At 63.9% G+C, this 12,484-nt stretch carries 9 protein-coding genes and 1 tRNA gene; 8 read left to right on the plus strand and 2 right to left on the minus strand.

Features of this window, described 5'->3' with window-relative positions; translation table 11 throughout:
* The first annotated feature begins 10 nt into the window (after nt 1-10).
* The 5 genes from pepN to KF796_17535 all read left to right on the plus strand — a co-directional run bounded on the left by pepN (nt 11) and on the right by KF796_17535 (nt 5,439).
* Entirely contained in the window at nt 11-2,689 is a 2,679-nt protein-coding gene (gene pepN / locus KF796_17515; protein ID MBX3588433.1) for an aminopeptidase N, read from the plus strand.
* Between the two features lie 36 nt (nt 2,690-2,725).
* On the plus strand, nt 2,726-3,892 hold the full coding sequence (locus KF796_17520; GenBank protein MBX3588434.1) for an AAA family ATPase: 1,167 nt from the start codon (nt 2,726-2,728) through the stop codon (nt 3,890-3,892).
* Entirely contained in the window at nt 3,892-4,323 is a 432-nt protein-coding gene (locus tag KF796_17525; GenBank protein ID MBX3588435.1) for a hypothetical protein, read from the plus strand. The genes KF796_17520 and KF796_17525 overlap by 1 nt, the downstream gene beginning before the upstream one ends.
* 4 nt (nt 4,324-4,327) lie before the next feature.
* Nucleotides 4,328-5,341 (plus strand): class 1 fructose-bisphosphatase, encoded by a 1,014-nt coding sequence (locus tag KF796_17530; GenBank protein MBX3588436.1) that lies wholly within the window; start codon nt 4,328-4,330, stop codon nt 5,339-5,341.
* A gap of 22 nt (nt 5,342-5,363) precedes the next feature.
* Nucleotides 5,364-5,439: transfer RNA gene (locus KF796_17535), tRNA-Thr, on the plus strand.
* 289 nt (nt 5,440-5,728) lie between these two features.
* Here the strand turns inward: KF796_17535 and KF796_17540 are convergent.
* A complete protein-coding gene (locus KF796_17540; protein MBX3588437.1) occupies nt 5,729-7,027 on the minus strand; it encodes a hypothetical protein in 1,299 nt (432 codons plus the stop codon).
* A 625-nt stretch (nt 7,028-7,652) separates the two neighbouring features.
* Here KF796_17540 and KF796_17545 point away from each other — a divergent pair.
* Nucleotides 7,653-9,371, plus strand: coding sequence for a tannase/feruloyl esterase family alpha/beta hydrolase (locus tag KF796_17545; GenBank protein ID MBX3588438.1), 1,719 nt, complete (start codon nt 7,653-7,655; stop codon nt 9,369-9,371).
* Nucleotides 9,372-9,390: 19 nt separating this feature from the next.
* The gene (locus KF796_17550; protein ID MBX3588439.1) at nt 9,391-10,329 is read left to right on the plus strand and encodes a PHB depolymerase family esterase; all 939 of its coding nucleotides are present in this window, start codon (nt 9,391-9,393) and stop codon (nt 10,327-10,329) included.
* A gap of 41 nt (nt 10,330-10,370) precedes the next feature.
* Here KF796_17550 and KF796_17555 read toward each other — a convergent pair whose 3' ends face one another.
* Nucleotides 10,371-11,945, minus strand: coding sequence for a hypothetical protein (locus KF796_17555; GenBank protein ID MBX3588440.1), 1,575 nt, complete (start codon nt 11,943-11,945; stop codon nt 10,371-10,373).
* Between the two features lie 188 nt (nt 11,946-12,133).
* Here KF796_17555 and KF796_17560 point away from each other — a divergent pair, with 188 nt between their 5' ends.
* Entirely contained in the window at nt 12,134-12,475 is a 342-nt protein-coding gene (locus KF796_17560; protein MBX3588441.1) for a hypothetical protein, read from the plus strand.
* Nucleotides 12,476-12,484 lie beyond the last annotated feature (9 nt).

A 12,484-nucleotide genomic window follows, 5' to 3' on the forward strand; every position in this document is an offset into this window, starting at 1 on the left:
GGACACACACATGCTGCGAGAAGGACAATCCTCCGTGATCCAGCGGGCCGACTACCAGCCGCCCGCGTTCTGGATCGACACGGTCGAGCTCTGCTTTGACCTGGACCCGGCCAAGACCCGCGTGCTCAACAAGATGCGCCTGCGCCGCAATGCCGACGTGGCGGCCCAGCCGCTGCGGCTGGACGGCGAGGAGCTCAACCTCGCACGGGTGCTGGTCAACGGCCAGGGCACCTCGTTCAAGCTCGAGGGCGACCAGCTCATCCTGGAGAACCTGCCCGAGGGCCACGAGCCCTTTGACCTGGAGATCTTCACCACCTGCAACCCCGCGAAGAACACCAAGCTCATGGGGCTGTACGTGAGCAATGACTCGTTCTTCACGCAGTGCGAGGCCGAGGGCTTCCGGCGCATCACTTACTTCCTGGACCGCCCTGACGTGATGGCCAGCTACACCGTGACCCTGCGCGCCGACAAGGCCCGCTACCCGGTATTGCTGAGCAATGGCAACCTGGTCGACCAGGGCCCGCTGGACGACGGTCCCAATGGCGCGCGCCACTTCGCCAAATGGGTGGACCCGCACCGCAAGCCGGCCTACCTGTTCGCGCTGGTGGCCGGGCAACTGGTGTGCCGCGAGCAGCGCATCACCTCGCGCGCGGGCAACGAACACCTGCTACAGGTCTACGTGCGCCCCGGCGACCTGGACAAGACCGAACACGCCATGAACTCGCTCATGGCCAGCGTGGCCTGGGACGAGGCCCGCTTTGGCCTGAGCCTGGACCTGGAGCGCTTCATGATCGTCGCCACCAGCGACTTCAACATGGGTGCCATGGAGAACAAGGGCCTGAACGTCTTCAACACCAAGTACGTGCTGGCCAGCCAGGCCACGGCCACCGACACCGACTTTGCCAACATCGAGAGCGTGGTCGGCCACGAGTACTTCCACAACTGGACCGGCAACCGCGTGACCTGCCGCGACTGGTTCCAGCTGAGCCTGAAGGAAGGCCTCACGGTGTTCCGCGACCAGGAGTTCAGCCAGGACCTGGCCGGCGTGGCCAGCGCCCGCGCCGTCAAGCGCATCGAGGACGTGCGCGTGCTGCGCACCGCGCAGTTCCCCGAGGATGCCGGCCCCATGGCCCACCCCGTGCGGCCCGACCAGTACCTGGAAATCAGCAACTTCTACACCGTCACCATCTACGAAAAAGGCGCCGAGGTCGTGCGCATGATGCAGACCCTGGTGGGCCAGGCGGGCTTTGCCAAAGGCATGACCCTGTATTTCGAGCGCCACGACGGCCACGCCGTGACCTGCGATGACTTTGCCCAGGCCATTGCCGATGCCAACCCCGGCTCGCAGCTGGCGCAGCTGCTGCCGCAGTTCAAGCGCTGGTACAGCCAGGCCGGCACGCCCCGGGTCAAGGCCAGCGGCCACCATGACGCGCAAGCGCGCAGCTACACCCTCACCCTGACCCAGCGCTGCCCGGCCACGCCCGGCCAGGCCGCCAAGGAGCCATTTGTGATTCCGGTGGCCTGGGGCCTGCTGGCGCAGGACGGCCGCGAGCTCAGCGCCGGCATGAAGGTGCTGACCGAAACCAGTGAGACGCTGAGCTTCAGCGACCTCGACGCCGAGCCCGTGCCGTCCCTTCTGCGCGGCTTCAGCGCGCCGGTGATCCTGGAGTTTGACTACACCGACGCCCAGCTGCTCACGCTGCTGGCCCATGACGCCGACCCGTTCAACCGCTGGGAGGCCGCGCAACGCCTGTCACTCCGCCGCGCTATGCATTTCATAGCGTCAAGTGGCCAGCTGGCGGGGACTCCAGCCTCATTTGACCTTGATTTGCCGTACATCGAGGCGCTGCGCAGCATTCTGCGCCACCCCACGCTCGACGCCGCCTTCAAGGAACTGGTGCTGACCCTGCCCTCCGAAGCCTACATCGCCGAGCAGCTCGACGCCGTGGACCCGCAGCGCATCCACGCGGTGCGCGAAAGCATGCGTGCCCAGCTGGCCACCGCGCTGGCCGCCGACTGGGAGTGGGCCTATGAGGCCCACCGCGACAACGGCGCCTACCAGCCCGACCCGGTGTCGTCGGGCCGCCGTGCGCTGGCCGGCATGGCGCTCACGCACCTGTGCCTGGCGGCCATGGCCAGCCGCGATGAGGTGTGGCCCGGCAAGGCCTACCAGCGCTTCAAGGACGCCAGCAACATGACCGACCGCTTCAACGCGCTGTCGGCCCTGGTGTCCAGCGGCCACCCGCTGGCGGCGCAGGCGCTGGCGCGCTTCCATAGCATGTTCCGCCACGAGCCGCTGGTGCTGGACAAATGGTTTGCGCTGCAGGCCGGCGCGCCCGACCGCGGCGGCAACGTGCTGCCGGCCGTGAAGCAGCTGCTCAAGCACCCGGACTTCAACATCCGCAACCCCAACCGCGCGCGCAGCGTGATCTTCAGCTACTGCAGCGCCAACCCCGGCGCCTTCCACCGCACCGACGCCGCCGGCTACGTGTTCTGGAGCGAGCGCGTGATCGAGCTGGACACCATCAACCCGCAGGTGGCGGCCCGGCTGGCCCGCGCGCTGGACCGCTGGAACCAGCTCACCGAGCCCTGCCGCAGCGCGGCCCGCGAGGCCATTGCCCGCGTCGCCGCCCGGCCCGACCTGAGCAACGATGTGCGCGAAGTGGTCACGCGCGCCCTGGCAGACTAGTATCTACCCCAGAAGCACAAACATTCTGATCCAGCAATGAAACTACAAGTTCGGAACTTTGCGCAGATACGGGCAGCGGATATTGATTTCGGCTCGGCCGGCGATCTGACCATTCTTGTTGGGCAACAAGCAACAGGAAAGAGTTTGGTTCTGCAATGGCTGAAACTAGCCACGGATGCCGCGGCGATCCGTGAAGATTGGGTCCGCTATGGAACGAACTGGCGATCAGACACAGACTATCTGCGTCCGCTCCATCAATACTTTGGCGAGGGCATTGGTGCAGGGTGGCGCAGAGGAAGCAATGTTCTTCTAGGTGCTCGCGAGCTGGCGTTAAAAAACCTGTTCCGATCCAAAGGTTCGACTGCAGGCGCTGCCGAGAAAACCTACTTCATTCCAGCACATCGAGCGTTATTGCTTGGAGACGGTTGGCCCAAACGATTCGAGCAGCATGGAATCGGAACGCCATACGTAGCAAAGCTGCAAAGCGAGCGATTGGCGCGTTGGCTCAGTGACGAAAGCGGTTTCGTCTATCCGATTGATCGTCGCCTTCACGCATCTTTGAAGCAACTTTTCGACGAAAGCATTTTTCACGGCGCGTCCGTTCAAGTAGACAAGAAAACGCCGCAGGCCCGGTTGGTTTTACGCCCCAATCAAAGAGCTGCAGCCATTCCTTTCATGTCCTGGACCGCAGGCCAGCGCGAGTTCGTCCCGCTTCTTTTGGCACTGTATGAGCTGATGCCAGCGGGAGGAGCGCAGCGGCTACGGCAAATAGAAACTGTGGTGCTGGAGGAACCTGAACTTGGCCTGCATCCAGCGGCGTTGGTGGCCGTGTGCGTTGCCGTACTCTTCCTCATGAGTCGAGGTTACCGCGTTGCGATCTCCACGCACTCGCCTGTGCTGATCGATTTCGCCTGGGCATTGAATCGATTCCGCGAATGTGGAGACAAGGGGATCAAAGAGTTTTCGGCTCTGCTGAAGTCTTTTGGAATGGGCAACGAGTCCGCACCCCTCGCCCGCTCTGTATTGGGCAAGACGGCTCGCACATACTACTTGGGCTATTCCGGATCGAAAGTAGTCTCCAAGGACATATCCGGTCTGCGTGCCGAGGCCTTGGATTCGGATGAATCCACCTGGGGACATCTGCTGGATTACTCGGTTCGCATCGCCGAAGCGGTGACACGGCTGCCCGCGGAGGTGCTCTGATGCTTCCCTTTTCCGAGTGCGAGCAATTTCAAGCCGAGATCGAACCGGGCAAAGGCGGCATAGAGGCCAAGCACAGACCACGCTTGATGGATACTCGCCGCGCGCGTTGCCTGCGGAGCCTCAACTTCGAAGCCTGTATTAGTGGTCTGTATCCTGATCACAAGCGCTGGGACTATTTCATTGAGGCTAGCACACAGCCCAACGTATCTCATGCTGTCGAATTTCATCAGTATGTTGAGTCCGATCTGCGCGCCAAGAAAAAGGACACCCTGAGAATTCTGGAGCAATGTTGTCCAGGCGAGGCCGGCACTATCAGGACATGGATTGTCGCCATTGAGGGGCGTATGCCACGCGCCGATATTTCTGCGCGATTCAGCGCACAAACAGGTATCCGCGTCGTTGGGCGGCAACTGAAAATTGAGGACATTTGATCAAATGGCGCAAAAAATTTCCCTCACCCGCTACCTTGTCGAGCAGCAGCGCGTCGATGGCCTCATCCCCTCTCAGCTGCGCCTGCTGCTGGAGGTGGTAGCCCGGGCCTGCAAGAGCATCAGCCAGGCCGTGAACAAGGGCGCGCTGGGCGGCGTGCTGGGCACGGCCGAGAGCGAGAACGTGCAGGGCGAGATCCAAAAAAAGCTGGACATCATTGCCAACGAAGTGCTGATCGAGGCCAACGAATGGGGCGGCCACCTGGCCGCCATGGCCAGCGAGGAAATGGAGGGCATCTATGTGGTGCCCAACCGCTACCCGCAGGGCGAATACCTGCTGCTGTTCGACCCGCTCGACGGCTCCAGCAACATCGACGTGAACGTGAGCATCGGCACCATCTTCAGCGTGCTGAAAAAGCCCGACGACCACCCCGGCGTGACCGAGAAGGACTTCCTGCAGGCCGGCAGCCAGCAGGTGGCCGCGGGCTACTGCATCTACGGCCCGCAGACCACGCTGGTGCTGACCGTGGGCGACGGCGTGGCCATGTTCACGCTGGACCGCGAGCAGGGCTCGTTCGTGCTGGTGCAGGAGAACGTGCGCATCCCGGCCGACACCAGGGAGTTCGCCATCAACATGAGCAACATGCGCCACTGGGATGCCCCGGTGCGCCGCTACATCGACGAGTGCCTGGCCGGCCAGGAAGGCCCGCGCGGCAAGGACTTCAACATGCGCTGGATCGCCAGCATGGTGGCCGACGTGCACCGCATCCTCACGCGCGGCGGCGTCTTCATGTACCCTTGGGACAAGCGCGAGCCCGACAAGCCCGGAAAGCTGCGCCTGATGTACGAGGCCAACCCCATGGGCTGGCTGGTCGAACAGGCCGGCGGCGCCGCCACCAATGGCCGGCAGCGCATCCTGGACATCCAGCCCGGCAAGCTGCACGAGCGCGTGAGCGTGATCCTGGGCTCGAAGAACGAGGTGGAACGCGTCACCGCCTACCACGGCGAAAACGCCGCCTGATTTGGCTATAATCGAAGGCTTAGCCGGTGTAGCTCAGTCGGTAGAGCAGCTCATTCGTAATGAGAAGGTCGGGTGTTCGATTCATCTCTCCGGCACCATTGATAAAGGCAAAGGCGCTAGCAAAAAATGCTAGCGCCTTTGTTCTTTTAGAGCCGCGTAGCCACTGCGCAGCCAACTTTTGGCAATTACGCTGCGCTTCTTGCAGGCCTCGAGCGCGCAGCGGCAAGTCGGTTAGCTTTCAGTTTGCCGCAACACCATGCGAAGACTGGACAAGTCCTCCAAGCCTCCTGAGGGGGCATCAATGCCCCATTGCCAGCCTCCCCGTGGAGGGCCAGCGAGGAATCATTCACCAGTTCAACGTAAACGGTCGGCGAAACTCGAGCTTGGTCACGGAACAGTCACCGACGTTTCGCGCACGAAACCATCGGCAGTGATAAGGGATCGCGCCGCGTCACCGGAATGTGTGCCGGGTCCGTTGACAAGCCCTCCAACGAGCCAGTTGCCATTGGTGTGCAGCCATAGCGAGCGCACCTGGTTCTGACGAGCACCAGATGGGAAAGTGACGCGCTGGCGCAGGCTGCCATCTTCTTCCAAAACGGCCAATAGCGGTTGCCCGTCTTCCGAAATACTGGTGCCGTCCGGATTCTGCGTATAACCAGTTGTGCCACCAACGACATAGCGCCTGAGCGCAAGCGGTGCGATGTCGAATAGCGCATCGCCGCGATCCACGTCGAGTACCTTGTACGAGCGCAAGGCGCCGCCGGCACCGTCAACGATGGCTGCATACGCATTCCAGCCACTGCCGTCACCTCTTTTTTCGCTGAATACGCGGCCCACCATCGCAAAGTTGCCGTGAGCCGCCCGCAGGCTGTGCACTTCGCTGATACGGCCAGTGTCTACCAAGGTAGTACCCAAGCGCGTTCCCGAGGAGGACAGGCGAGTCACCAAGATGCCATAAGCGGCATGGATGGGCTCGCCAAAATAATGCGCGTGGGCTTCGAAGAGAGACGAATGGTTGGTGGCACCGACCACGCCAACAGCCATGTTGCCGTTGGGGTCCGCATCGAAGGTGACCCGGAAATGACTCTCAAGCTGACCGAAGGTATCAAAGCTGCCGTCACGCAGCGCACGAAGAGCCATGGACGTGCCTGGTTCCACCAGCGTGCGCCAGGCCCGCGTGTACCCGTCAACACCGCTGTTGTAGCGGTAGGTCACCACGGCGTTACGCCCGGTACGTAGCGTCACACCCAGATCGTCGCCCAGCGGCACCAGGCGTATCGCGTCGCGCATGATCACCGGCACCATGGCGGTGTCGTCCTTGACGCCACCGTCGTAATCGAAATAGGGGTCCTGCGGCGCCTGGGGATCGGTGAGAGCCAATTCGTAACGAATTTTGGCGAATCGATCCAGGCGCACCAATCGCAAATTGCGCAGCTCCGCAAGTGCAACGGTAATGTCCCCGGAGGGATGCAGCGCGAAGTCAATCACCGACCAGCCGGTCGGTGCGACAAAGGTGCCACTGGCTGTTCCGTTGTTGAGTGCCACACTGACACGTCGCTGCGGACCCTGCTCGAAAATTGAGGAGAGACGTTCTTCCAGCACGACGTAGCCCTGCGCCTCCGAGCGCACCTTGATGATGGCAAACCCTGTCGAGGAAACGTTGACAGGGGAATTGGGTACCGGCATGGGCGCGTTCCCAGTCCCATCGCCTCCCCCGCCACCGCAGGCGACCACAGTTAGCGTAATGCATAGCGTGGAACACCAGAGCGCAGCGCGTAAGAGGCGGGCATGCAAGACGGCGGAGATTGCGACAGGAGTGGCAGGGGTAGTGGGAAGCGAAGGCATGTTCAAGAGGAGTTATCGAGTCGTTCAGCACAGAAGCGGCCCGGCAAATCTGAACGGCGCTGGATTTTAGGCCGTAGTCGATCGTCAAGGAAGTGCCGAATGAACAACCCGCCGTAGACATTGAACGCCGTCTGTTCAGTGAGGCGGACGATCACGCCGGTAAAAGCGGACTGAAAGACCCCAACCCCTGGGCGCCCCTAGGGGTTTCTACGGTGGCCATCGAGAACATCAACCAACGGACGCAAGTGTGCGGCCGCGCCATTGATCGCCCAATCCCGCAATCCCAGAATTTGCCGGGAGCCCCCAAGCCATCCAGACAGACCACATGGGAATGATGAGCATCGCGGGCCGCAGGGCCTGCGCATGACGCGACGCCTGGGTGCGGCCAGTCATTCCGGCATTGGGTGCAACGCAGGCGGCCATGCGCATTTCGGCCGATTGAAACTTGACTACAAAGAGGTGAGACATGAATAGCTTCAACAAGAAGTCCGTCTCCGCGGCATTGGCCTCGGCGGCGATCCTGGGCCTGGGGCTGGCGGCCTGCGGCGGGGGAGGTGGCGGTGGCGACGCGGCCGCCCCCATTGCGGCCAGGACCTGCGCGGAACTCAATGGAATGACCATCCCGGCCACGTCGATCGGCTTGCCGACGACCGGCGCCACCGTCGCCAGTTCGACCGTCGTGACGGCCACCGGCACCGGGGCGACGGCGGTTGGCGAGTATTGCAAGGTGCTCGCCGACATCAAACCGGTGGACCCCACGGCACCCAACATCAAGTTCCAGATCAACCTGCCCGCAACCTGGAACAACAAGGCAATGATGTACGGCGGCGGCGGCTTCGATGGCTCGATCCCCGCGGTGGGCGGGAACGTGGGCATCGGCCCGTCGGACAAGCCGACGCCCCTGCAGCGCGGCTATGCCGTCTTCGGCAGCGACTCCGGCCACCAGGCCGGCACGCTGGGCTCGCAGGACCACAAGTTTGGCCTCAACGACGAAGCCGAGCGCAATTTCGGTGGCGACGCCATCAAGAAGACGCGCGATGCGGCCATGGCGATCATCAATGCCCGCTACGGCACCCTGCCGACCCGGTCGTATTTCCAGGGCGGATCGACGGGTGGGCGCGAGGCACTGGCCGCCATCCAGCGCTGGCCCAATGACTGGAACGGCGCGATTGCGCTGTACCCGGCATGGAATGACATGGGGGCCATCCTCTTCGGCCACAAGGTGAACCGGGCCCTCGCGGCGCCGGGGGCCTACCCCAACCAGGCCAAGCGCCGGGTGATCTACGACGCGGCCATGGCGGCCTGCGACGGCCTGGACGGTGTGGTGGACGGACTGATCAGCAACCAGACCGCATGCAATGCCACGTTCAACCCCGCCGTCGTGCGCTGCGCCGGCGGAGCGGACACCGGGGACACCTGCCTGTCGGATGCGCAGATCACGGCGCTGAACGTCATGAACGGGGACGCGTTGACCGGGGGTGCCACATTCAATTTCCCACTGGCAAGTGGCTTGCAGTCCTACCCTGGCTACAACGTCTGGGGCGCCGACCTGGGCATGGCCTCGGCCTCACCGCTGCAGCCGACCATCAACTTCCTGGCCCTGGGAACGGTCCAGCCCTCGTGGCCAACGCCCGCGGGCACGCCCTACATCACCCCGTTTCTCGACCAGTTCCTGAACTATGCGGTGATGCGCAACCCGACCACCTCCTCCAACCCGCTGCTGGTGGACCCTGAGAATCCAGGCCCCTGGGCCGGCCGCCTGAGCGCCCTGAGCACCCAGCTCGATACCAGCACCGACATCTCGGCCTTCGTCGCCCGCGGCGGCAAGCTGCTGCTGGCCCACGGCAAGCAGGACGTGCTGGTCAGCACCCGTGCGACCGAGTTCTACTACCAGAAGCTGCAGTCGCAGTTCGGCCCCGCGCAGGTCGACAACTTCGCCAGGTACTACGAGATTCCGGGCCTCGGGCATGCCGTCTCCACCGCATTCCAGCCTGGCTGGGATTCGGTCACGGCGCTGGAAAACTGGGTTGAAAACGGCACGGCCCCGGCCAACCAGGTCATCACCGATGGCGCCGGTGTGCCGGGCCGCACCCGTCCGCTGTGCGACTACCCGACCTTCCCGAAATACAAGGGGGGTGGCCTGAATGTCAACCTCGCGTCCAGCTTTACCTGCGCCAGTTCCTGAGCCCGCAAGGAGAATCCAGATGAAAACCTTTTCAAGCAGACTCGTCGGCCTCTTTCTTGCCCTTGCCTTCATGGCCACCGGCGCGCATGCGCTCACCCTGGTCTCGAACTTCGGCTCGAATCCCGGCAACCTGACGATGTACAAGTACGTTCCGGCCAACCTTCCGGCCAACGCGCCCCTGGTGATGGCGGTGCATGGCTGCACGATGTCGGCCGCGGCCTATGACACCGAGCCGGGCATCATCAAATACGCGGACCTGTGGAAATTCGCCGTCGTCTTCCCGCAGCAGAAAGTCCCGAACCAGGTGAGCAAGTGCTTCAACTGGTGGCTCGCCGGGGACAGCACGCGCGGCCAGGGCGAGGCCCTGTCGGCCAAACAGATGATCGACAAGATGAAGGCCGATCATTCGATCGACCCGGCGCGCGTCTACATCACGGGCCTGTCCGCCGGCGCGGCCTTCACCACGATGATGCTGGCGACCTACCCGGATGTCTTCGCGGCGGGCGCGCCGATTGCCGGAGTCTCGTCCAAGTGCGACCTGAGCTGCTCGCAGGCGCTCCAGGTCAAGACACCCCAGCAGTGGGGCGACATGGTGCGCGCCGCGGGGCCTGCCGGCTACACCGGCCCCTATCCCCGGGTGTCGATCTGGCACGGGAGCTCGGATGCCACCGTGGACCCTGGCTACCTGGCTGAAATCATGAAGCAATGGACCAACGTCCACGGCATTGACCAGACGCCTGACGTGACCGACACGATCGCCGGACAGGTCCACAAGGTCTACAAGAATGCCAGCGGCGTGGCCAAGGTCGAGACCGTCATGATCACCGGCATGGGCCACGGCACGGCCATCGATCCGGGCAGCGCGACGCAGCAATGCGGCACGGCGGCCGCCTACATCCTGGATGTCAACCTCTGCTCGTCCTATTACATCTTCAAGTGGTTCGGGCTGGACCAGTGACATTGCCCCCGGCATCCCCGATGGCCCCGCACGCCGGGGGCTTATTCCACCCGCGTCGGTAGCGCCCCCTTGTTGGCATTCACAAAGTCGCCCAGCGACATCGGGCCTGACGGCGCGGGGGAAGGCGGTGGCGGCAACGGCGGCGGCTGCACGGTGGGCGTGGTGCGGATGGGCCGGGGCGGCAGTGGTGGTGGCACGATGCGCCCGCCCGAGCGCTGCAGCGTGGGCGGTGGCGGGTTCTCGCTGCCAAAGCCCACGATGCGCGAGCGGTCCACCTGCGGGGCGGGCGTGGATTTGTCGGACGACACGGCGTCCACCAGGCCGTCGATCACATGCTGCTTCAGGTTGGCGGCCTTCTCGGTGGTGGTCATCTTCTCCCAGGCCGCCATCTTGATGCCCTTGGCGTTTTCGAATCCCGCAATTTCCCAGGGCGAGGCGCGCACAAACTCGGCGGCCTTGGCCAGCACCGGGCGCGCCGCGGCCATCATGCGTTCCACATCCATCTTCCAGTTGGCGGTGCCATAGTCGGCCACGGCCATGTTGATGATGGTGCTGTGGTCCTGCACGACCAGAAAGTAGCAGCCCAGGATGGGGCAGGTCTGGAACAGGCCGATGCCGAAGTCGCCGCGCGCCAGCAAGGCGTTGCCCTTCTCCACTTCCAGCGCGTCGCGCACGAACTCGGTGATCTTCTGGATGGCCTTGGCAATGGTTTCGGCCAGGCCGATGGCCGGGCCGCTGGCTGCGCCCAGATCGAGCGCGCCGCACAGCATCTTGGCCGTGAAGGCCGCCCCCGAGATGGCGGTGGTGGCAATGGTGCTGTTGATCTCGCGGTCCAGCAGCGTCTCCAGCGCGTGGAAGGCCGCCAGCGGGTCGCCGGGGGCCAGCGTCCAGGTGCTGGCTTCGCGCAGGCTGGAGGCGCTCCAGCTCTGGTAGGCGATCTTGCACAGGCCCACGGCCGTGTCGCTGGCCGAGGCAATGATTCCCAGCGCAGGCGCCATGCTCTTGGCAAAGTCAGTCACGCTGCCCAGGCCCAGTTCTCGCATCACCATCTCGGGCTCCAGCGCGCCGCACACGGTTTTGACGAGTTCCTTGAACTTGTCGGTCACCGCCGTGCCCGCCACCACGTTGACGCCCGTGGTGGCCTGCTGGCTCGATTTGGTCAGGCTCAGGTCGCGGATGTTGGCGGCCGTGCCCTGCACGCCCTTGACCAGGTTCTTCACGCCATCGGCATGGCGCTTCTTGTTGAAGCTGCGCAGGCTCAGGCTCTTGCCCTGGAACATGGCCTTGAGCGCGGCCTGCTGCAATTCGACGGCGGCCTCGATGGCGTCCAGGTCGGCCTGCGTGAGCGCGCGCGCATCCAGGTCGTTGACGGCTCGGTACAGGTTGGTGACCGCGCCCTTCCTGTTGCGCACGCTCTGGGTCCAGTCCTTGCCCCGGCGCTTGTGCTCGAAGATGTAGTCGTCCAGCGCCTTCTTGATGGCCTGGCGGCATTCCTCGGACTTGTTGCTGTCGTAAACGAAGATGGCCAGGTCAATGGCCTTGAATTTCTCGCTGCGGGCGTCGAAGCGCGAGTAGGTGTCGCGCATCCAGGTCTCGTGCCAGGGGATGGTGGCCATACAGGTCCAGCTGGTTCCGGTTGCCCCCTGCATGCGGTCTTCTGGTGGCCGCACGCGCCAGTATAGGGTTTCAGGTGACAAATGGATACGAAATCCGCGGGCACGCGGCCGGCTTAAGCCACATCCCTAAGGCGATCGCCGCAATGCCCTAGAGGCGGCGCAAGGCCAGGCGCGACACTGGTCAGGCCATGTTGAATTACCAGAACCTGCGCCACTGGGTCGTGAAGACGTCTTCATCCTTCGCGGGCCTGTGGGTGCTCGGCGAGGCGGCCAACGAGCCCGGCCCGGGCCCGGTGGCCGGCGAGCTGATCTACCGGCTGCGCCGCTGGCCGGCCCTGCCTTCGGACCACCGCACGGCCAACGTCTACCGCGCGCTGTCGATCATGAGCGCGCGGCCGGTCAACCGGCGCTGGTTCCTGATGAGCACCGAGCTGCCCGAGGCGCAGGCCGACGCACTGATCCGGGCGCTGATTGACGAAGGCGACCTGGAAGTCATCGACCCCGCGCAGTTCAGCCGCCCGGCCGCCTGAGCCCACCCA

Source organism: Ramlibacter sp., from assembly GCA_019635435.1.
Classification (GTDB): Bacteria; Pseudomonadota; Gammaproteobacteria; order Burkholderiales; family Burkholderiaceae_C; genus JAHBZM01.